The organism is Streptomyces sp. NPDC050546, from assembly GCF_044457425.1.
Lineage (GTDB): Bacteria > Actinomycetota > Actinomycetes > Streptomycetales > Streptomycetaceae > Streptomyces.
Genome location: NZ_JBITGX010000003.1, coordinates 121,300 through 141,159, shown reverse-complemented (window position 1 = coordinate 141,159; position 19,860 = coordinate 121,300). Strand labels below are relative to the sequence as shown.

Sequence of the window (19,860 nt, the reverse complement as noted above, 5' to 3'; positions counted from 1 at the left end):
TTAGGAGGTCTCCTTCACCACTGCCAGGAGCATCCCCGGCTCCACCTGCTGGCCGGGTACGGCGTGCAGCTCGCTCAGCGTTCCCGTCACGGGCGCTGTGATCTTGTGCTGCATCTTCATCGCCTCCAGCCAGAGGAGGGGGTCGCCGGCCTTGACGGGGGTCCCTGTGGTGAGGCCGTCGGCCACTCGGACGACCGTGCCGGGCATGGGGGCCAGGAGGGAGCCCGGGGCGTGCTGGGCCGTCGGGTCGGGGAAGCGGGGCAGGGCCGTCAGGGCCGTGTTGTTGACGTAGACGTGGTCGTCGTGGCGGGTCACGGTGAACCGGCGCCGCACTCCGTCCACTTCGAGTACGACCAGACCCGGGTCGGAGTGCACCACCCGCACCCCCTCCGCCTCCAGGCCCTGCCTCGTGTACTGGTAGTGGACCTCGTGTTCCTCGCCCGCCATCTCGTAGCGCTTGACCTGCGGCTGCGAGGGGACGTTGCGCCAGCCGCCGAAGCGGGAGCCGGTGCGGGCGTCGGCGAGGGCCGCGGCGAGCGGGGCGTGCCTGTCGGTGGCGGGGGCGGTCAGTTCCGGCAGGTGGCGGTCGTAGAAGCCGGTGTCCATGCGAGCCGCGGTGAACTCGGGGTGGCGCAGTGAGCGGACCAGGAGGCCGCGGTTGGTGACGGGGCCGTGGATCACGGCTCGTTCCAGAGCGGAGGCGAGCTTGCGGAGGGCCTCCGCGCGCGTGGGGGCGTGGGCCACGACCTTGGCGAGCATGGGGTCGTAGTGGACGCCGATGTCGTCGCCGTCGGTGTAGCCGGTGTCCAGGCGGACGCCCTCCGGTACGGACAGCCGGTGCAGACGGCCGGTCTGCGGGGCCCAGTCGCGGGAGGGGTCCTCGGCATACAGGCGGGCCTCGACGGCGTGGCCACGCGCGCGTGGAGGCGCGTCGTCGAGGGGGTGGCCTTCGGCGACGCGGATCTGCTCGGCGACCAGGTCGAGGCCGAACACCGCCTCCGTCACGGGGTGCTCGACCTGGAGGCGGGTGTTCATCTCCAGGAAGTGCGCCCTGCCGTCGGCGACGAGGAACTCGACCGTGCCGGCGCCCACATAATCGACGGCTCGGGCGGCCCGTACGGCGAGGGTGCTCAGCTCCTCCTGGAGTTCCTCGGGGAGTCCGGGTGCCGGGGCCTCCTCCACGACCTTCTGGTGGCGGCGCTGGAGGGAGCAGTCGCGGGTGCCGAGCGGCAGGACCGTGCCGTGGGTGTCGGCGAGGATCTGGACCTCGACATGGCGGCCGTTCTCGACGTACGGCTCGACGAAGACCTCGCCGTCGCCGAAGGCGCTCGCGGCTTCGGCGCGCGCGGAGGCCAGTTCGGCGTCCAGGTCCGCCAGATGCCGTACGACGCGCATGCCGCGTCCGCCGCCGCCCGCCGCCGCCTTCACCAGCACGGGCAGGTCGGCTTCGGTGACGTGGGTGAGGGGCTGGATGCCCATGAGCTGCTTGGCGCGGGTCTTGGACGCCATCGCCTCGATGGCCTCGGGCGGCGGGCCGATCCAGAGAAGGCCCGCGTCCCGGACGGCCCGGGCGAAGTCGGCGTTCTCGGAGAGGAAGCCGTATCCGGGGTGCACGGCGTCCGCGCCGGACGCGACGGCGGCCTTCACGATCAGGTCGCCGCGCAGATAGGTGTCGGCTGGCGCCTCCCCCGGAAGTCGTACGCTCGCGTCGGCCACGCGCGCGTGGAGGGCGTTCGCGTCGGCGTCCGAGTGCACGGCCACCGTCCGGATTCCCAGCTCACGGCAGGTGCGGAAGACGCGGCAGGCGATCTCGCCCCGGTTCGCCACCAGAACAGAAGTAATCATTGCCTCACATCCGGAAGACGCCGAAGCCACCGCGTGCGCCCTCGTAGGGGGCCGTGTGGATGGCGGACAGGCACATACCGAGGACGGTGCGGGTGTCGCGCGGGTCGATGACGCCGTCGTCGTACAGCCGCCCCGACAGGAACATCGGCAGCGACTCCGACTCGATCTGCTGCTCCACCATGGCGCGCAGCGCCGCGTCCGCCTCCTCGTCGTACGGCTGTCCCTTCGCGGCCGCGGACTGCCGGGCGACGATCGACAGCACGCCCGCGAGCTGCTGCGGGCCCATGACGGCCGACTTGGCGCTGGGCCAGGCGAAGAGGAAGCGGGGGTCGTAGGCCCGTCCGCACATGCCGTAGTGGCCGGCGCCGTAGGAGGCGCCCAGCAGGACGGAGAGGTGAGGGACGCGGCTGTTGCTGACGGCGTTGATCATCATCGCGCCGTGCTTGATGATGCCGCCCTGCTCGTACTCCCTGCCGACCATGTAGCCGGTGGTGTTGTGCAGGAAGAGCAGCGGGATGTCGCGCTGGTTGGCGAGCTGGATGAACTGGGCGGCCTTCTGGGACTCCTCGCTGAACAGCACGCCCTGGGCGTTCGCCAGGATGCCGACCGGATAGCCGTGCAGGGCGGCCCAGCCGGTGGTCAGGCTGGTGCCGTAGAGCGGCTTGAACTCGTCGAAGTCGGAGGCGTCGACGATACGGGCGATGACCTCGCGCGGGTCGAAGGGGCTCTTCAGGTCGCCGGGGACGATGCCGAGGAGTTCGTCGGCGGAGTACTTGGGGGGCTCGGCCGGGCCCGGATCGCCGTACGCCTTGCGGTGGTTGAGGCGGGCGACCACGCGCCGGGCCTGGCGGAGCGCGTCGGGCTCGTCGACGGCGAAGTGGTCGGCGAGGCCGGAGGTGCGCGCGTGCATCTCGGCGCCGCCCAGGGACTCGTCGTCGCTCTCCTCCCCCGTGGCCATCTTCACCAGCGGCGGGCCGCCGAGGAACACCTTCGCCCGCTCCTTGACCATGATCACGTGGTCGGACATGCCGGGGATGTAGGCGCCACCAGCGGTGGAGTTGCCGAAGACGACGGCGACGGTCGGGATGCCGGCCGCCGACAGCCGGGTCAGGTCCCGGAAGATCGCGCCGCCGGGGATGAAGATCTCCTTCTGGGACGGCAGATCGGCTCCGCCGGACTCCACCAGGCTGATGCAGGGCAGCCGGTTGGCGAGGGCGATGTCGTTCGCGCGCAGGGCCTTCTTCAGCGACCAGGGGTTGCTCGCTCCCCCGCGCACGGTCGGGTCGTTGGCGGTGATCAGGCACTCCACGCCCTCGACGACACCGATGCCGGTGACGAGGGAGGCGCCGACGGCGTACTCACTGCCCCAGGCGGCCAGCGGGGACAGCTCCAGGAACGGCGTGTCCGGGTCGAGGAGCAGCTCGATGCGCTCGCGGGCGAGGAGCTTGCCGCGTTTGCGGTGCCGCGCCACGTACTTCTCGCCGCCTCCCGCGAGGGCCTTGGCGTGCTCGGCGGTCAGCTCGTCCAGCTTGGCGAGCATCGCCTCGCGGTTGTCCCGGTGGTCGGGGCTGTTGGGGTCGAGCGCGGAGGTCAGGACGGTCACAGGAGGGCCTCCGGTATGTCCAGGTGGCGGGAGCGCAGCCATTCGCCGAGGGCCTTGGCCTGCGGGTCGAAGCGGTGCCGGTCGGCGACGCCCGCGCCGAGGATGCCCTCGACGACGAAGTTGAGGGCGCGGAGCCGGGGCAGGAGGTGCCGGGTGACCTTCAGCTCGCGGCTCTCGGGGATCAACTGCTGGAATCTGTCAGTTGTCAGCTCGTGTGCGAGCCACCGCCAGGCGTCGTCCGTGCGGGCCCACACCCCGACGTTGGCGTTGCCGCCCTTGTCGCCGCTGCGGGCACCCGCGACAAGGCCGAGAGGGGCGCGCCGGGTGGGCCCGGGCGCCGGCGGCTCCGGCAGAGGCGGTTCCGGTACGGCGTCGAGTACGGCGGTGTCGTGGGCCGGGGGCACGGGGATGCGGCGTCCGTCGTGGAGGACAGCCACATGGTCGACTCCGCCATGGGGGACGTACACATCCTCGAAGACCCCATAGGGCGAGCCCTTTCCAGGTGGTGCGAGCACATGGAAGCCGGGATAACTGGCGAGCGCCAGCTCCACGGCCGCCCCGCTCAGCTCCCGCCCGACGACTCCCTGGTCCGGGTCCCGTACGACGAGCCGCAGCAGCGCGCTCGCCGTCTCTTCGCTCGGAGCGTCGGGCCGGTCGGTGCGGACCAGTTCCCAGCGCACGTCGGCGGCCTTGCCCAGGGCGGGTTCCAGCTGCTCCCGCACCAGCGCGGCCTTGGCCTCGATATCGAGGCCTGTGAGCACGAAGACGACCTCGTTGCGGAAGCCGCCGAGCTTGTTGAGCCCGACCTTGAGGGTGGGCGGGGGCGCCTCTCCGCGCACGCCGTCGATCCGCACCCGGTCGGGCCCGTCCTGGCCGAGCCGTACGGTGTCCAACCGGGTGGTGACGTCGGGCCCCGCGTACCGGGCACCGGCCGTCTCGTACAGCAACTGGGCGGTGACGGTGCCGATGTCGACGAAGCCGCCGGTGCCGGGGTGCTTGGTGATGACGCAGCTGCCGTCCTCGTGCAGCTCGGCGAGCGGGAAGCCGGGGCGTCTCAGATCGGCGCCGTTCTCATGGAAGAAGGCGTAGTTGCCGCCGGTGGCCTGCGCTCCGCACTCCAGGACGTGCCCGGCGACGACGGCACCCGCGAGCCGGTCGTAGTCCGTTCCGCTCCACCCGAAGTGGGCGGCGGCGGGCCCGGTGACGAGGGCCGCGTCCGTCACCCGCCCGGTGACGACGACATCGGCCCCCGCTCGCAGACACTCCGCGATACCGAACCCGCCGAGGTAGGCGTGGGCGGCGAGACTGCCCGGGTGGTGGGAGGTGAGATCGTCGCCTTCCACATGCGCGACGCGTACGGGGATGCCGAGCCGGTCGGCCAAGTGCCGTACGGCGTCGGCGAGTCCGGCCGGGTTGAGCCCGCCGGCGTTGGTGACGATCTTCACGCCCCGCTCGTGGGCGATCCCCAGGCAGTCCTCCAACTGCCGCAGGAACGTGCGGGCGTATCCCGCGGCCGGGTCCTTCAGCCGGTCGCGGCCGAGGATCAGCATCGTCAGTTCGGCGAGGTAGTCACCGGTGAGGACGTTCAGTTCGCCGCCGGTGAGCATCTCGCGCAGGGCGTCGAAGCGGTCGCCGTAGAAGCCGGAGGCGTTGCCGATGCGCAGGGCCGTCATGAGGAGGCCTCGTCCGAGGGGCCCTGGGCAGCCCTCTTCGGCGGGCGTCCACTGCCCGGCGGTCCGGCGAAGGCCTGGGCGAGGTCCAGCCAGCGGTCGGCGTCGGGTCCTTCGGCACGCAGGGCGAGGTCGGCGCGGTGGGCGCGCTGGGTGACCAGGAGGCAGAAGTCGAGGGCGGGGCCGGTGACGCGTTGCGGGGCGTCCTCGGGGCCGTACGCCCACAAGTCGTCGGCTGGTGAGCGGAGTTCTACGCGGAAGGGGTCGGCCGGCGGGGTCAGCCCGTGCGCGCCGTAGGCGAAGTCCCGGGTCCGTACCCCGAGCCAGGCCACATGCCGCAGCCGGTCGGTGGGTGGGCGCACCACACCCAGGGCCTCGGCCACGTCCTGGCCGTGGGCCCAGGTCTCCATAAGACGGGCCGTCGCCATGGATGCGGCCGACATAGGCGGGCCGTACCAGGGGAAGCGCGCCTTGGGCGGGGCGGCCCGCAGCGCCTTCTCCAGCGCCGTACGGCCCGCACGCCAGCGGGCGAGCAGTTCGGCTGGCGGGAGCACGGCGCCCTCCTCGGCGCCCTCGTCGACGAAGGAGCCCGGTGCGGTGAGGGCCTTCTCGACCAGGGCGCGGAAGCCTTCGGCGTCCGTGACGGCGAGCAGGGACGAGCGGTCGGTCCAGGCGAGGTGAGCGATCTGGTGCGCGACGGTCCAGCCGGGGGCGGGGGTGGCCAGCGCCCAGCGCTGCGGGCCCGCCCCGGCGACGAGTCGGTCGAGTTCCTCGCTCTCCTCGCGCAGGTCGTCGATCACGGACGTCGGATCGGACACGGGCGCTCCCTGGGGCACGGCGGTGTGCGGGGTGGTGCGAAGTCGTGCGGCGTGCTGAGGAGCATGGCAGCGGGGTCAGAAACAATCAAGCATGCTTGCATGAGAATGTGTGATGGCTGAAAGCGTGCCCTCCAGCGGCGCGATCACTACACTCCCAGTCGCGCTCGTTCCATTGGTCGGCCATCGGGGGAGAAACCAGAATGAGCACCTGGAATCCGGGCGGGCAGCCGCCGTACGACCCACACGGCCGGCCTCCGCAGCCGCCGGGCGCCGGGTATCCCCCACAGGGGGCCGGTTACCCGCCCCAGGGTGGCTATCCGCCCCACATCCCCCACCCCTACACACCCCACGTCCCCCACCCGATGCCACCGCAGGCACCACCGCCCGGCCCCTTCACGCGCCTGCGGCGGCGGATCGGTCCCATCCACACCGCGCGCAGGGTCTTCAAGCCGTCCCGGCCGGACCTCGTCGAGGACGCCTTCGTAGCCCGAATGCAGAAGATCCGCACGCTGGTGGGACTGTGCGCGGTGGTGTGGGTGTCGGTGAGCTACAAGGTCAGCAGCTCCTTGCGGGACGTCGCCGACGACCGTCTCGACCAGTCGTGGAACAGCGTGCTGGTGCTGTCGGTGACGTTCCCGGTGGTCGTGGGCGTCCTGGTGGCGCTGACCGCCCCGTCGGCCCGGCGGGACCTGCTGCGCCGGGCCGCGAAGCCGTTCGGGGCGATGGTGGCCCTGATCGCCGCGGTCTTCGTGTTCCCACTGATGGTGCTCACCGGCTTCGTCGACGGGCGGTTCGCCACCAACCCGGCGATGACCGTGGTCACCTGGGTGGTCGTCGCGCTCGTCATGGTGTGGGTGCTGCCCTTCATCGCCTGGGGCGTCGGCCTGGCGCTGCTGCACGTGTTCCGCACCGCCGACATCCACCAGACCATTCCGCCGCTGCTCGCGATGACGCTGGTGTGGGAGATGACCCTGATCGACGTGTTCACGGGGGCGTACGCGGGCGTGCCGGGGCCGGTGCGGTTGGTGTTCCTGCTCGGGGCCCCGGTGTCCGTGACGGCGGTCGGGTTGTGGGAGCTGCGCCGACTGCGGGTGCGGTACGGGATCACCGTGGGCGGGATCCGCGCGCGCTGAGGGCGGCTCGGGGGCCCGGCCCGTCTATCCGGTGATGTCGAGCGCCGTCCCGTACAGCCGGTCCACCCGCAGCCGGACGACCACCCGGCGTTCGGCGACCAGTTCCTCCAGGAAGGCGTCCTCGTCCTCCGGCTTCGCGCCCTGCGGGATCATCCCGAGCAGTTCCCGCCCGACCGCGTCACCGGGAATCGCCGTGACCTCGGAGACCTCGGCCTCGCCCTCCGCGACGGCGAACGACCACACGTCGCCGCCCTGCACATGCAGTGCCGCACGCGGGTCGCGTCTCAGGTGCTTGACCTTGACGCGCTCGGCGGTCGTCGAGAATCGCACGATACGAGCTTCGGGGTCCCAGCTGTAGACCATGGTCGTCAGATGGGGCCGGCCATCACGCTTGACACTGGCGAGCGTGCCGAACTGCTGCTTGCCGAGGAGGTCGGAGAGGGCTTCGTCGGACAGGGGGCGGGGGCCGGGGCGTTGAGTCATGGACGGGTCAACTGTGGTGTCCGCTCGGATATTTCAGGGACGGCGCCCGATCGCGAGCAGGTGGGAACTCGCTGCCAGCAGCTCCGGATAGGCCTCGGCCATGCGTGCCGCCGTCAGCGCCGACTCGAACAGTGCCGTATCGCCGAACGACTGGCCGGTGTTGCGCTCGGCCGCTGCGAGCATGGACCAGGCCGGGCCTTCGATGCCGTACACCTCTGCGCCGTCGAAACCGGCCGCGGCCACCTCGTCACGCAACTGCTCGCCGCTGTGGAAGCAGGCGGCGGTGAAGGCCTTCTTCCCGTCATGGATCTGCGTGGCCAGGATGCCGGCGAGGCTCTGCCGCAGGGGCTCCTTGTGGAGGTGCGCGAAGGCTGCAAGGCCGCGGATGTCCTGGCCCTCGTGCTGGCTGGCGGCTGCCGGTCCGGTGACGAGGAGGACGCATCGTGACCGCGACCGTCACCCGCCTTCCACCGCCGGCGGACACGGTGGCGATGCGCGCGACAGCGGACCTCCTCCTCGCCTCCGACACCGGGACACCCTCGGACCAGGAACTGCCCGCGCTCATCCGCCGACTGCGTGAACACATCGAGCTGCTCGCCCCCGCGGTCGAGGAACTCATCCGCCCGGATGCCAGGCATGTCGCCCCTCGGCCCCCTCTGAATGCCGCGCCGCCGAGCGGCTGTACGAGGAGTGGCGCCGAGCACGCCGCAGGAGGAACGCCGTCAGTACGGCGGCAGTGATCTGCGGATAGGCTTCCCCCGCATGGGAGTTGGCGTAGACGTGGGAAACGAGATGGTCGCCGTCCCGGCCGGGACCGTGACGCTGTCCGACCGGCGGACGCAGCGCAGTTGGACCGTCGATGTCGCGGCGTTCCGGATGTCGGCGTTCCACGTCACTCAGGAGTGGTACGCCCAGGTCACCGGTGAGCGGCCCGGTACCGCTCGGGGAGAGCGGCTGCCTGTCGAGGGTGTGTCGTGGTGGGACGCGGTCGCCTTCTGCAACGCCCTCTCGGTGGCGGAGGGTCTGACACCCGCGTATCGCATCGGCGTCGAGGCCGAGGCCGTCGAGTGGGACGCCTCCGCCGACGGGTACCGGCTGCCGACCGAGGCCGAGTGGGAGTACGCCTGCCGCGCCGGCAGTGCCGGGCCGCGTTACGGCCCGCTCGACGAGGTCGCCTGGTACCGGGGGAACTCGGACGAGCGGATCCACACCGTGGGCGGCAAGCAGGCCAACGCCTGGGGCCTGTACGACATGCTGGGCAACGTCTGGGACTGGTGCTGGGACCTCTACGACGCCGAGGTCTACGGCACGTACCGGGTGTTGCGGGGCGGCGGCTGGTCCGACGAACACTGGAGCTGCCGGGCCTCGGTGCGGCGCCGTAGCCATCCGACGTTCCGGATCGACGATGTGGGGTTCCGCGTCGCGCGGTCGGCGGTGGCGTGAGCCGGGGGGACGCAGGTGCGCAGGAGTACGGCGCCGAGCAGTGGTTCGGTGTGTGGTGCTCGGTCACGCCCAGAGGAGAAGGAGCAAGCGACTATGCAGGCAGCAGAGGTGCGGCGTGCGATGGCCGCGGCCATGTCGACCGCCTCAGCACTCGGCCTGGCCGCCGACGACGCGGTCGTTCTTCATGACTCGAACAAGCTCACCCTGCGTCTGCTGCCCTGCGACGTCCTGGCCCGGGTGGCGCCGGTGGCGGATCAGATCGCCGGGGTCGAGGTCGAGCTGGCTCAGCGGTTCGCCGGAGCCGGGTGCCCGGTCGCTGCTCTGGAGCCGCGAGTGGAGCCACGGCCGTATGAGCGTGACGGCTTCGTCATCACGCTGTGGACCTACTACGAACCCGTGACGCCGAGCGAGGTCTCACCGGTCGACTACGCCCACGCGCTCGCGCGGCTGCATGCCGGCATGCGCGAACTCGGCGTCCCGACGCCGCACTTCACGGACCGGGTCGAGCAGGCTCAGCGTCTCGTGGCGGACCGCGACCGCACTCCGGCCCTCGCCGACGCGGACCGGGAGCTGCTCAGCGACACGTTACGACGTATGAGGCGCGTGATCGGCGAGCGTGGCGGCGCCGAGCAGTTGCTGCACGGCGAGCCGCATCCGGGGAATCTGCTCAGCACGGGGAACGGGCTGCTGTTCATCGACCTGGAGACGTGCTGCCGTGGGCCCGTCGAATGGGACCTCGCCCATGCGCCCGAGGACGTCGCCGAGCATTACCCGGGGGTCGACAAGGAGTTGCTGCGCCAGTGCCGGATCCTCGTGCTGGCGGTGATCACGACATGGCGCTGGGATCGAGACGATCAGCTCCCGAACGGGCGTCGGCTGGGTGAGGAGTGGCTCGGCCAGCTCCGGGCAACGCTCGAGCCTTAGCCTCCAGCCCTAGCTCTAGCTCTAGCTCTAGCTCTAGCTCTAGCTCTAGCCCTCAAGCCCCGTGCTCTCCAGCGCCGCCGTCTTCTCGCGCCCGCGGCGCCCCCGGCCCACCTGTGTGCGCACCGCGCCCATGCTCGCCGCGACGACGAGGGCGATCGCGGCGGCCTCCATGGCGGAGAGGGCCTGGTCGAGGATGAGGAAGCCGGCCGTCGCGGCGATGGCCGGCTCCAGGCTCATCAGGATCGCGAAGGTGGAGGCGGGCAGGCGGCGCAGGGCGAGGAGTTCGAGGGTGTAGGGCAGGACCGAGGAGAGCAGGGCCACCGCCGCGCCCAGCCCCAGCGTCACCGGGTCCAGCAGCTTCGTACCCGCCTCGGCGATGCCCAACGGCAGGAACAGCACCGCGCCGACCGCCATCGCCAGGGCCAGCCCGTCCGCCTGCGGGAAGCGGCGGCCCGTGCGGGCACTGAAGACGATGTACGCCGCCCACATGGCGCCGGCACCCAGGGCGAAGGCCGCTCCCGCGGGGTCGAGGCCGCTGAAGCCCCCGCCGCCGAGGAGGAAGACACCGGCGAGGGCGAGGCCCGCCCAGACGAAGTTGATCGCGCGGCGGGATGCCAGGACCGAGAGGGCGAGCGGGCCGAGGACCTCCAGCGTGACCGCGGGGCCCAGCGGGATACGGGCGACGGCCTGGTAGAAGAGGCCGTTCATCGCGGCCATGGTGATGCCGAAGACGACGACCGTGCCCCAGTCGGTGCGCGAGTGGCCACGCAGTCGCGGGCGGCAGACCAGCAGCAGGACGACCGCCGCCACGAGCAGGCGCAGCGCCACCACCCCGAGGGCACCCGCCCTCGGCATCAGGGTCACCGCCAGCGCGCCGCCGAACTGCACGGAGACACCGCCCGCGAGCACCAGCCCCACGGGCCCGAGGGACCCGAAACGGCCGGGACCGCCAAGGCCGCCGGACGGGGAGGGCGTGGCGGCCGTCGCGGACTGGGGCGTGATGGCGCTGGCAGGGCTGGCAGAGCTGGCGGGGGTGGTCACGGGCGGTCCTGTGCTGGTCGGGCTCCGGGTGCGGGCTGTGCGTACACCGGCCTGCACTCCGCGTGCATCCTGATGTACTTGCCAGTCCAGAGTAATGGACTCAGTCAGGTGCGTGAAGCCCTTTTGCCTCTGTCTCGGGCTCTGAGACGTCAGCGCCGGGACAGATAGAGGTTGAACGCCTTGTACAGCAGCCGGTTGAGGGGGTACTCCCATTCGCCGAGATACTCGACGGCCTCGCCGCCGGTGCCCACCTTGAAGCGGAGCAGGCCCAGCAGGTCGCTGGACTCCTCCAGGGTGTCGGTGATGCCGCGCAGGTCGTAGACGGCCGCGCCGAGTTCATGGGCGTCGGTCATCATGCGCCACTGCACGGCGCTGCTCGGCTGGACCTCGCGCCGGCGGCTGGTGGAGGCGCCGTAGGAGTACCAGACGTGGTCGCCGACGGTCAGCATGGTCGCGGCGGCGAGCACCTCACCGTCGTGGTAGGCGAGGTAGAGCCGCATACGGTCGGGGTGTTCGGCGGTGAGCGCCCTCCACATGCCCTGGAAGTAGGACAGCGGGCGCGGGATGAACCGGTCCCGCTCGGCGGTCTCGCCGTAGAGCTCGTGGAAGGCCGGCAGATCCTCGAGGTCGCCGCGTACGACCTTCACGCCGGCCTTCTCCGCCTTCTTGATGTTGCGCCGCCACTGCTGGTTCAGGCCGCTGTGGATGTCGTCCAGTGACCGGCCCGCGAACGGCACCTGGAAGACGTACCGGGGCTGCCCCGCGGCGAAGCCGCCCTCGCCGCCGGCCTCGGTCTGCCGCCAGCCCATGCGGCACAGATCGCCCGCGATCCGGCCGGCCCGTGGGTCGTACGACGTCGCCCGCACGTCCCGCAGCCGCGCTGCGGCCGGGTCCGCGATCCCCGCCTTGACCGCCTCGGCGCTCCAGCGGCGCACCACGACCGGCGGCCCCATCCGCACAGCGAAGGCGCCCCGCCGTCTCAGATGCGCCAGCATCGGCTCCAGCAGCCGCTCAAGGCCGGGCTCGTGCCAGTCGACGAGCGGGCCCTCGGGCAGATACGCGAGGTATCTCCGCAGCCCGGGCAGGTGCGGCCCGGGCAGCGGGCGCAGCAGGACGAGCCCCGCGCCGACGAGCCGCCCGACCGCGTCGAACCAACCCAGGCTCTCCGCCCGCCAGTCGGGCTTCACCTCGCCCCAGGACGGGACCTGGGTGTGGCTGGCGGAGGGGCGGGCCGCGACGAACGCGAGGTGCTCCTCACGGGTGATCGGCTTGACGCGGACGCTCATACGCGGGCTCCTTCGAGTGGCTGTCCCGCGAGCCTAGGAGCGGCCCCGGCCCTCCTCCGGCTCAGACACTCGGGTCCGCCCGCCGCGTGGCCCGAACGCCTCAAGGGCGTCCACGTTCGTCCCTGGGGGCGGCTCCCCCTCCTTCCTGATCCCCCTCCAGCGCCGCCGCCAGCACTTCCGCCAGATGCCTCCCCCGCACCCCCGCCAGCTGTTCGAGCTGCGTGCGGCAGGAGAAGCCGTCCGCCAGGACCACCGTGCCGTCCGGGGCGTCCCGCACCGACGGCAGGAGGTGTTCCTCCGCGCACGCGGCGGACACCTCGTAGTGGCCCTTCTCGAAACCGAAGTTTCCCGCGAGTCCGCAGCAGCCGCCGCTCAGTTCGCCGGAGAGCAGAGCGGCTTGACGCAGCCGGCGGTCGGCCGCGTCGCCCAGCACCGCGTGCTGGTGGCAGTGGGTCTGCCCGGCCACCGGGCGGTCCAGGCGCGGCGGCGTCCAGTCGGGGGCGTGGCGTTCCAGTGTCTCCGCGAAGGTGAGGACCTTCGCGGCGAGGCGGGCCGCACGCGGGTCGTCGTGCAGCAGCTCGGGGACGTCGGTGCGCAGGGCGGCGGCGCAGCTCGGCTCCAGGACCACGACCGGGGCGCCGGTCTCCAGCACCGGTTCCATCAGGTCGAGCGTGCGGCGCATGACGGTTCGGGCGCGGTCCAGCTGGCCCGTCGACACATACGTCAGCCCGCAGCAGACCCGCCCCCGGCCCCGCAGCAGGGACAGGGGGTCGAGAGCGACCGTCCTGCCGTCACCCACCGGCGGTCTCACCAGCCGCAGCGTCGGCGGCAGCCCCACCCGCAGCCCGGCCGCCTCCAGCACCCGCACGGCGGCCTGTCCGACGGAGGGCGAGAGGTGCTCGGTGAAGGTGTCGGGCCACAGGATGACCAGGTCGCCCGAACCGGGAACCACCTGTCCCCGGCGCCGCTCCCACCACCGGCTGAACGTCCTCCTCGCCACCCGCGGGATGTCACGTTCGGGCGCGATCCCGCCCAGCCGTTTCGCCGCCCGTGCCAGGGGCCGTATCCCCGAGAGCGCGTTGGCCAGCCATGCCGTGCGCGTGCGGGACACCGCCCGGAGCCACACCGGGAGCCGTCCCATCGAGTGGTGCGCGGCGGGCCGGCGGCGCCCCGCGTAGTGGTGGTGGAGGAACTCCGCCTTGTACGTGGCCATGTCGACCCCGACCGGGCAGTCCGAGCGGCAGCCCTTGCAGGACAGACACAGGTCCAGCGCGTCCCGTACCTCGGTGGAGCGCCAGCCGTCGGTCACGACCTCACCCGCGAGCATCTCGTGCAGCAGCCGGGCCCGTCCGCGCGTGGAGTGCTCCTCCGCGCCGGTCGCCCGGAAGGACGGGCACATCACGGAGGAGCCGGACACCGATGTCGTACGGCACTTGGCGACACCCACGCAGCGCCGTACCGCCGCCGAGAAGTCGCCGCCGTCGGAGGGGTAGCCGAAGGCGACGTCGACCGGTTCGCGGGGCAGGACGGAGAAACGCAGGCCGGTGTCGAGGGGCGCGGGGCGTACGAGCATGCCGGGGTTGAGCAGGTCGTCGGGGTCCCAGACGCCCTTCGCGCGCTCGAAGAGGCCCACCATCTCCTCGCCGTACATCCGGGGCAGCAGCTCCGCCCTCGCCTGCCCGTCGCCGTGCTCCCCGGACAGCGATCCGCCGTGCGCCACCACCAGCTCCGCGAGCTCCTCCGAGAAGCGGCGGAAGCGGGCGACTCCGGGCTCGGTCAGCAGGTCGAAGTCGATCCGGACGTGGATGCAGCCGTCCCCGAAGTGCCCGTACGGCGTGCCGCGCAGCCCGTGCGCGGTGAGCAGCGCCCGGAAGTCCCGCAGATACGCCCCGAGCCGGGCGGGCGGCACCGCGCAGTCCTCCCACCCCGGCCAGGCCTCTCTGCCGTCCGGCATCCGCGTCGCCGTACCGCTCGCGTCCTCCCGGATCCGCCACAGCGCCCGCTGCCCCGCCGGGTCGGTGACCACCAGGGCGTCCACGACATCGGCCGCCCGCACGATCGCCTCCGCACGCGCGCGTGCCTCCCCCGCCGACTCCCCGCCGGTCTCCACGAAGAGCCAGGCCGCGCCCTTCGGCAGGGCCGCGGCGGACGGCACCAGATCCGCCGCCATCCCCTCCACCGTCAGCGGCCCGAACGGCAGCAGCCCGGCGGCCGCTTCCGCCGCCGCGCCCTCGTCGGCGTAGCCCAGCACGGCCAGCGCACGCGCGCGTGGTGCTTCGACCAGTCGTACGACCGCCTCCGTCAGCACCCCCAGCGTGCCCTCGGAGCCGCAGAAGGAGCGGGCCACGTCGGCGCCCCGCTCGGGCAGCAGGGCGTCCAGCGCATACCCGGAGATGCGGCGGGGCAGCTCAGGGAAGCCCGTACGCAACCGGGACAGCTCGCCCTCCACCAGGGTCCGCAGCCCGTCCGGCGCCCCCGCCCAGTCCTGCCCGAGCCGCAGCCGCCGCCCCCGCGCCGTGACCACGTCCAGCTCGCGCACGCTGTCCGCGGTGGTCCCCCACGCCACCGAGTGGGAGCCGCACGAGTTGTTGCCGATCATGCCGCCGAGCGTGCACCGGCTGTGCGTGGACGGATCAGGGCCGAACCGCAGCCCGTGCGGAGCGGCGGCCTCCTGGAGCCGGTCGAGCACCAGCCCCGGCTGCACGACGGCCGTACGCGCCTCGGGGTCCAGCGACACCAGCCGGTTCATGTGCCGGGTGAAGTCCAGGACCACGCCCGTGCCGGTGGCCTGCCCGGCGATGGAGGTACCCCCGCCGCGGGCCACGACGGGCACGCCGTGCTCCCGGCAGACGGCCAGGGCGGCGGCCACGTCGCCGGCGTCCACGGGCGCGACGACGCCGCGGGGGACCCGCCGGTAGTTGGACGCGTCCATGGTGACCAGCGCCCGGGAGGTGACATCGAACCCGACCTCGCCGCGGACGGCCCCGCGAAGATCCGCCTCAAACTTCGACATGCGTCCATCCCATACCCAGAGCGACCCCGTCTCACCCGACGGACGAGGTTTCGCCCAGGTTTCTGGAAACGGCTACGCTCCGTCCGTGGCTGAGATCCAGATTCCCGCTGACATCAAGCCCGCCGACGGACGTTTCGGCGCGGGCCCCTCCAAGGTGCGGACGGAAGCGCTGGACGCGCTCGCCGCGACCGGCACCTCCCTCATTGGCACCTCCCACCGGCAGGCCCCGGTCAAGAACCTGGTCGGCAAGGTGCGCGAGGGCGTCCGCGAGCTGTTCCAGCTCCCCGACGGCTACGAGGTGATCCTCGGCAACGGCGGCTCCACCGCGTTCTGGGACGTCGCGACGCACGGCCTGATCGAGAACAAGTCGCAGCACCTCAGCTTCGGCGAGTTCTCCTCCAAGTTCGCCAAGGCGTCCAAGCTCGCCCCCTGGCTCGCCGAGCCCACCGTCATCTCCTCCGACCCCGGCACGCACCCGGAGCCGCAGGCCGAGGCGGGCGTCGACGTGTACGCGTTCACGCACAACGAGACCTCCACGGGTGTCGCCGCCCCCATCAAGCGGGTGCCGGGTGCCGACGAGGGTTCCCTCGTCCTGGTCGACGCCACCTCCGGCGCCGGCGGCCTGCCCGTCGACATCGCCGAGACGGACGTCTACTACTTCGCCCCGCAGAAGTCCTTCGCCTCCGACGGCGGCCTGTGGATCGGCGTCTTCTCCCCGGCGGCGATCGAGCGCGCGGAGCGTATCCACGCGTCCGGCCGGCACGTTCCGGAGTTCTTCTCGCTGCCCACGGCGATCGACAACTCCCGCAAGAACCAGACGTACAACACCCCGGGCCTCGCCACGCTGTTCCTCCTCAACGACCAGCTGGAGTGGATCAACGGCCAGGGCGGCCTGGACTGGTCGGTCCGCCGCACGGCCACGTCCGCGCGGACGCTGTACGGCTGGGCCGAGGACGTCAAGTTCGCGAACCCGTTCGTCACCGACCCGGCCAAGCGCTCGCAGGTCATCGGCACGATCGACTTCAGCGACGAGGTCGACGCGGCCGCCGTCGCCAAGGTCCTGCGCGCCAACGGCATCGTCGACACCGAGCCCTACCGCAAGCTCGGCCGCAACCAGCTGCGCGTCGCGATGTTCCCGGCGATCGACCCGGCGGACGTCGAGGCGCTCACGAAGTGCGTCGACTACGTGATCGAGAAGCTCTGACCTTCTCGCGTACGTGAGTCCCGTACGTCATCGAGGGGCGCCCGGCGGATCACCGCGGGGCGCCCTCTCTCGTGCTCAGGCGGCCGCGCCCCGCCCGAACACCTCGAACAGCCGGGTCAGGCTGTCCTCTTCGAAGCCTTCCGCCGCCCCGCGCCGGAACGTCTCCAGCACCGCGGCGGGCAGCGCCGGGTCCACGCCCGAGTCGCGCGTCGTGTGCACGACGTGGTCCAGGCTCGCCACGGCCATCGAGATCCGCTCGACGTCACCGGAGTGCCGCCCGGCCTCGATCCGTGGCGTGTAGAAGTCGAGGAACTGGCCCATCCCGCCCAGCGTTCCGGCCGCGTACGGCGTGATCTCCGAGGCCCTGATGCCGTTCGCGTCCGCCAGCGCCAGCATGTGCAGCCAGGCGGTCAGCGTCGTCCAGAACAGGTCCATCTGGAGCTGGTAGTAGAGCGCGGCCAGGCCCGGGTCCGCACCACGGTAGTCGGTGCCCGTGATGACCTTCAGGACATCCTCGTACTGCTCGAAGAGGTCCCGGGGACCGCTGTAGAAGGTGTCGAACTCCTGCGACCCGATGCCGGACGGCGGTGTCTGCACGCCGCCGGTGAGATGGTGTGCCCCGTGCTTCGCCGCCCAGGCGGCCCCCTCGCGGGCCCGGCCCGGGGTGTCCGAGCTGAGGTTGACCAGGACGCGGCCCTCCAGCGCCGCGGTGGCGGACTCCAGTACGGCGTACATCGCGTCGTAGTCGGTGAGGCTCAGCAGGACGACCTCGTTGGCCGCCAGCGCCTCCTCGACGGTGGCGGCGCGAACCGCGCCGGCGGCCACCAGTTCGTCGGCGCGGCTCGCGGTGCGGTTCCAGACGGTGACCCGGTAGCCGGCGTCCAGGTAGGCACCGGCCATCGCGCGGCCCATGGGCCCGAGACCGATGACAGTGACGGAAGTGCTCACAGATATCTCCCCTAAGATCTCTGAGGCGAGGACTAGAACGAACGCTCTATCCAGTGAGGAATCTAGCACAGCGTCTAGAGCGATCGCTCCAGCTCGGTACAGTGGCGGCGTGAAGACCAAGGCCCCGCACGACCTCGAGACCGCCGGCACCCGTGAGCGGATCGTCCGTACGGCCTCACGCCTGATGCAGCGCCAGGGCTACGAGGGCACCGGCATCAAGCAGATCTCCCTCGAGGCCGGGGCGACGCTCGGCTCCCTCTACCACTTCTTCCCGGGCGGCAAGCAGGAGCTCGGCACGGCCGCCGTACGGCTCGGCGACGAGGAGTTCACCGAGCTGCTGCGCGAGGCGCTCGGCGCGGAGCCGGAACCGGAGAAGGCCCTTCTCGCCCTCACCGCGTCCCTGGCCGAGGGCCTGCGCGACTCCGACTGGCTCGACGGCTGCCCGGTCACGTCCACCGTCGTGGGCACGGCGGCCAGCGCCCCCGGCATCCAGCAGGCGGCCGCCGAGGCGTTCGCACGCTGGCGGACGGTGGTCGCCGAGAACCTGGTCGCGGCGGGCTTCGCCGAGACGGACGCCGAGGATCTGGCCCACACGGTGATCGCCACCCTGGAGGGTGCCGAACTGGCGTCCCAGGTCGCCCGCAGCGAGGTACCTCTGGAGGCGGCGGGGCGTCATCTGGCGCGCTTGATCGCGTCGTACCGATGACCCTCGGGTGGCCGGGGACCCCGGCATCCGGCCGCGCCCGGACGCCGAAGGGCGCCCGGTGACGAGCACCGGGCGCCCTTCTTCTCACACGGTCCGAGGCTCAGGCGGGCGTGTTCAGCCGCCGTAGCCCAGGATCCCGCTCAGGGTCTTGCCGACCGTCGCGACGGTCGACTTGGCCGTGCCCGGGGTCTTCTCCGCCGTGGCCTGCGGCTTCGGGTCGGCCAGCTTCTTGCAGACGGCGTCGGCCGTGCCGCTGCCGTGCGGCACCTTGCCGTTGGTGAGGTAGGTCGCCAGGTGCTTGTCGAGGCAGGCGTTGCCGCCCAGCGAGATGCCGTGGTTGCCGCCGCCCTGCTCGACGACCAGGCTGGAGCCCTTCAGCAGACGGTGCATGGTGACGCCGCCCTGGTACGGGGTGGCCGCGTCGTCCGTCGCCTGGAACAGCAGGACCGGCGGGAGCTTGGAGTTGGCGACGTTCACCGGCTTCAGCGTCTTCGTCGGCCAGAACGCGCACGGTGCGTTGTACCAGGCGTTGTTCCAGGCCATGAAGGGGGCCTTCTCGTACACGGCCCAGTTGTCCTTGCGCCACTGCTTCCAGTCGCGCGGCCAGGAGGCGTCACGGCACTGCACGGAGGTGTAGACGCTGTAGCCGTTGTCGCCGGAGGCGTCGATGGCCGCGATGTCGTCGTACGCCTTGACCAGCGCGGCGGTGTCCTTCTTGTTGACGTAGGCCGCGAACGTCTGGGCCAGGGTGGGCCAGTAGGCGTTGTTGTAGCCGCCGGGTATGAAGATGTCCTCCAGTTCGGAGGCGCCCACCTTTCCGCCGGCCGGCTTCTTGGCGAGGGCCGCCCGCATGGCGTACCACTTGGCCTCGATCTTCTTCGGATCGGTGCCGAGCTTGTACGTGGAGTCGTACTTGGCTATCCAGGCCATCAGCGCCTTGTGGCGCTTGTCGAAGGCGTAGTCCTGCTTGATGTTGGCGTCGTACCAGACCCCGGTCGGGTCGACGATGGAGTCCAGCACCAGGCGCCGCACCCGCTCGGGGTACAGCTTGGCGTAGACCGCGCCGAGGTAGGTGCCGTACGAGTAGCCGAAGTAGTTGATCTTCTTCGCGCCGAGGGCCTTGCGGATGGAGTCCATGTCCTTCACGGCGCTGACCGTGTTGATGTACGGCAGGACGTCCTTGTACTTGGTGCCGCAGGCCTGGGCGAACGCCTTGGCGCGGGCGAGGTTGGCCTTCTCGATCGCGGGCGTGCTGGGCACGGAGTCGGGGCGCACCGGGTCGAAGTGGCCCGGCTTGCAGTCCAGGGCGGGCTTGCTCTCGCCCACGCCGCGGGGGTCGAAGCCGATGACGTCGTACTGGGCCGCGACCTCCTTGGGCAGGGAGGAGGCGACGAAACCGGCCAGCGACAGACCGCTGCCGCCGGGGCCGCCGGGGTTGACCAGCAGCGGGCCCTGGTACGTCGAGGCGGTGTGCGGCACGCGGGAGAGCGCCAGCGTGATCTGCTTCCCCTGCGGCTTCGCGTAGTCGAGCGGCACCTTCACCGACGCGCACTGCATCGTCGGGGAGTCGTCCGTGGCGCACTTCTTCCAAGTGACCTTCGCGGCCTGGGCGGTGGTCGCGGAGTGCGGCGCCTCGGCGCTGGCGGGAGCGGCGGTGAGGGTCCCGGCCAGGACGACGGTCGCACCGCACAGTACGGCTGCGCTTCTTCTCATGGAGTTCTCTCAGAACGGTGAGGGGGGTCA

The 19,860-nt window shown here is 71.7% G+C and carries 18 protein-coding genes; 7 read left to right on the top strand and 11 right to left on the bottom strand.

Features of this window, described 5'->3' with window-relative positions:
- Genes ACIBK5_RS08575 through ACIBK5_RS08560 form a run of 4 tightly spaced genes read right to left on the bottom strand, consistent with a single transcriptional unit; the run spans nt 1 to nt 5,936 of the window.
- Nucleotides 1-1,845: a biotin carboxylase N-terminal domain-containing protein gene (locus tag ACIBK5_RS08575; protein ID WP_399017548.1), complete on the bottom strand. Its 1,845-nt coding sequence runs from the start codon at nt 1,843-1,845 to the stop codon at nt 1-3.
- Nucleotides 1,846-1,849: 4 nt separating this feature from the next.
- On the bottom strand, nt 1,850-3,448 hold the full coding sequence (locus ACIBK5_RS08570; RefSeq protein WP_399017546.1) for an acyl-CoA carboxylase subunit beta: 1,599 nt from the start codon (nt 3,446-3,448) through the stop codon (nt 1,850-1,852).
- The gene (locus tag ACIBK5_RS08565; protein ID WP_399017544.1) at nt 3,445-5,121 is read right to left on the bottom strand and encodes an acyclic terpene utilization AtuA family protein; all 1,677 of its coding nucleotides are present in this window, start codon (nt 5,119-5,121) and stop codon (nt 3,445-3,447) included. Before ACIBK5_RS08565 ends, ACIBK5_RS08570 begins: the two co-directional genes overlap by 4 nt.
- Nucleotides 5,118-5,936, bottom strand: a complete 819-nt coding sequence (locus ACIBK5_RS08560; RefSeq protein WP_399017542.1) for a TIGR03084 family metal-binding protein — start codon at nt 5,934-5,936, stop codon at nt 5,118-5,120. Before ACIBK5_RS08560 ends, ACIBK5_RS08565 begins: the two co-directional genes overlap by 4 nt.
- 200 nt (nt 5,937-6,136) lie before the next feature.
- Between ACIBK5_RS08560 and ACIBK5_RS08555 the strand changes: the two genes are divergently transcribed.
- Nucleotides 6,137-7,069, top strand: coding sequence for a DUF3824 domain-containing protein (locus tag ACIBK5_RS08555; protein ID WP_399017540.1), 933 nt, complete (start codon nt 6,137-6,139; stop codon nt 7,067-7,069).
- A 24-nt stretch (nt 7,070-7,093) separates the two neighbouring features.
- Here the strand turns inward: ACIBK5_RS08555 and ACIBK5_RS08550 are convergent, their stop codons facing one another.
- Together ACIBK5_RS08550 and ACIBK5_RS08545 are read right to left on the bottom strand one after the other, a co-directional pair.
- Complete coding sequence (locus ACIBK5_RS08550) at nt 7,094-7,552, bottom strand: pyridoxamine 5'-phosphate oxidase family protein (protein ID WP_399017539.1); 459 nt, start codon at nt 7,550-7,552, stop codon at nt 7,094-7,096.
- A gap of 33 nt (nt 7,553-7,585) precedes the next feature.
- On the bottom strand, nt 7,586-7,807 hold the full coding sequence (locus tag ACIBK5_RS08545; RefSeq protein ID WP_399017538.1) for a hypothetical protein: 222 nt from the start codon (nt 7,805-7,807) through the stop codon (nt 7,586-7,588).
- A gap of 48 nt (nt 7,808-7,855) precedes the next feature.
- Between ACIBK5_RS08545 and ACIBK5_RS08540 the strand changes: the two genes are divergently transcribed.
- The 4 genes from ACIBK5_RS08540 to ACIBK5_RS08525 all read left to right on the top strand — a co-directional run bounded on the left by ACIBK5_RS08540 (nt 7,856) and on the right by ACIBK5_RS08525 (nt 9,919).
- Nucleotides 7,856-7,999, top strand: coding sequence for a hypothetical protein (locus tag ACIBK5_RS08540; RefSeq protein ID WP_399017536.1), 144 nt, complete (start codon nt 7,856-7,858; stop codon nt 7,997-7,999).
- The gene (locus ACIBK5_RS08535) at nt 7,996-8,292 is read left to right on the top strand and encodes a DUF6415 family natural product biosynthesis protein (RefSeq protein WP_399017534.1); all 297 of its coding nucleotides are present in this window, start codon (nt 7,996-7,998) and stop codon (nt 8,290-8,292) included. The genes ACIBK5_RS08540 and ACIBK5_RS08535 overlap by 4 nt, the downstream gene beginning before the upstream one ends.
- Before the next feature lie 22 nt (nt 8,293-8,314).
- Nucleotides 8,315-8,995 (top strand): formylglycine-generating enzyme family protein, encoded by a 681-nt coding sequence (locus ACIBK5_RS08530; protein WP_399017532.1) that lies wholly within the window; start codon nt 8,315-8,317, stop codon nt 8,993-8,995.
- Between the two features lie 93 nt (nt 8,996-9,088).
- Nucleotides 9,089-9,919 carry a phosphotransferase enzyme family protein gene (locus ACIBK5_RS08525; RefSeq protein WP_399017530.1) on the top strand — a complete coding sequence of 277 codons (831 nt, stop codon included), beginning with the start codon at nt 9,089-9,091 and terminating at the stop codon, nt 9,917-9,919.
- A 45-nt stretch (nt 9,920-9,964) separates the two neighbouring features.
- On the opposite strand, the gene ACIBK5_RS08520 is transcribed toward ACIBK5_RS08525, so the two are convergent.
- From ACIBK5_RS08520 to ACIBK5_RS08510, 3 genes are all read right to left on the bottom strand, one after another.
- Nucleotides 9,965-10,960: an EamA family transporter gene (locus ACIBK5_RS08520; RefSeq protein ID WP_399017528.1), complete on the bottom strand. Its 996-nt coding sequence runs from the start codon at nt 10,958-10,960 to the stop codon at nt 9,965-9,967.
- Between the two features lie 149 nt (nt 10,961-11,109).
- Entirely contained in the window at nt 11,110-12,246 is a 1,137-nt protein-coding gene (locus ACIBK5_RS08515; protein ID WP_399017527.1) for a lipid II:glycine glycyltransferase FemX, read from the bottom strand.
- Between the two features lie 100 nt (nt 12,247-12,346).
- Nucleotides 12,347-15,259: an FAD-binding and (Fe-S)-binding domain-containing protein gene (locus ACIBK5_RS08510; RefSeq protein ID WP_399017525.1), complete on the bottom strand. Its 2,913-nt coding sequence runs from the start codon at nt 15,257-15,259 to the stop codon at nt 12,347-12,349.
- An 85-nt stretch (nt 15,260-15,344) separates the two neighbouring features.
- Between ACIBK5_RS08510 and serC the strand changes: the two genes are divergently transcribed.
- Nucleotides 15,345-16,463 carry a phosphoserine transaminase gene (gene serC, locus ACIBK5_RS08505; protein WP_399017523.1) on the top strand — a complete coding sequence of 373 codons (1,119 nt, stop codon included), beginning with the start codon at nt 15,345-15,347 and terminating at the stop codon, nt 16,461-16,463.
- A gap of 75 nt (nt 16,464-16,538) precedes the next feature.
- Here serC and ACIBK5_RS08500 read toward each other — a convergent pair whose 3' ends face one another.
- Complete coding sequence (locus ACIBK5_RS08500) at nt 16,539-17,429, bottom strand: NAD(P)-dependent oxidoreductase (RefSeq protein WP_399018303.1); 891 nt, start codon at nt 17,427-17,429, stop codon at nt 16,539-16,541.
- Nucleotides 17,430-17,520: 91 nt separating this feature from the next.
- Here ACIBK5_RS08500 and ACIBK5_RS08495 point away from each other — a divergent pair, with 91 nt between their 5' ends.
- Nucleotides 17,521-18,117, top strand: a complete 597-nt coding sequence (locus tag ACIBK5_RS08495) for a TetR/AcrR family transcriptional regulator (protein WP_399017521.1) — start codon at nt 17,521-17,523, stop codon at nt 18,115-18,117.
- A 114-nt stretch (nt 18,118-18,231) separates the two neighbouring features.
- Here the strand turns inward: ACIBK5_RS08495 and ACIBK5_RS08490 are convergent, their stop codons facing one another.
- Complete coding sequence (locus ACIBK5_RS08490; RefSeq protein WP_399017519.1) at nt 18,232-19,830, bottom strand: alpha/beta hydrolase; 1,599 nt, start codon at nt 19,828-19,830, stop codon at nt 18,232-18,234.
- Between the last annotated feature and the right edge of the window lie 30 nt (nt 19,831-19,860).

Coding starts and splice junctions, on each gene's coding strand:
- ACIBK5_RS08490 (WP_399017519.1), bottom strand. CDS start 19,830: ATGAGAAGAAGCGCAGCCGTACTGTGCGGTGCGACCGTCGTCCTGGCC.
- ACIBK5_RS08565 (WP_399017544.1), bottom strand. CDS start 5,121: ATGACGGCCCTGCGCATCGGCAACGCCTCCGGCTTCTACGGCGACCGC.
- ACIBK5_RS08530 (WP_399017532.1), top strand. CDS start 8,315: ATGGGAGTTGGCGTAGACGTGGGAAACGAGATGGTCGCCGTCCCGGCC.
- ACIBK5_RS08515 (WP_399017527.1), bottom strand. CDS start 12,246: ATGAGCGTCCGCGTCAAGCCGATCACCCGTGAGGAGCACCTCGCGTTC.
- ACIBK5_RS08510 (WP_399017525.1), bottom strand. CDS start 15,259: ATGTCGAAGTTTGAGGCGGATCTTCGCGGGGCCGTCCGCGGCGAGGTC.
- ACIBK5_RS08550 (WP_399017539.1), bottom strand. CDS start 7,552: ATGACTCAACGCCCCGGCCCCCGCCCCCTGTCCGACGAAGCCCTCTCC.
- ACIBK5_RS08525 (WP_399017530.1), top strand. CDS start 9,089: ATGCAGGCAGCAGAGGTGCGGCGTGCGATGGCCGCGGCCATGTCGACC.
- ACIBK5_RS08575 (WP_399017548.1), bottom strand. CDS start 1,845: ATGATTACTTCTGTTCTGGTGGCGAACCGGGGCGAGATCGCCTGCCGC.
- ACIBK5_RS08540 (WP_399017536.1), top strand. CDS start 7,856: ATGGATCTGCGTGGCCAGGATGCCGGCGAGGCTCTGCCGCAGGGGCTC.
- ACIBK5_RS08555 (WP_399017540.1), top strand. CDS start 6,137: ATGAGCACCTGGAATCCGGGCGGGCAGCCGCCGTACGACCCACACGGC.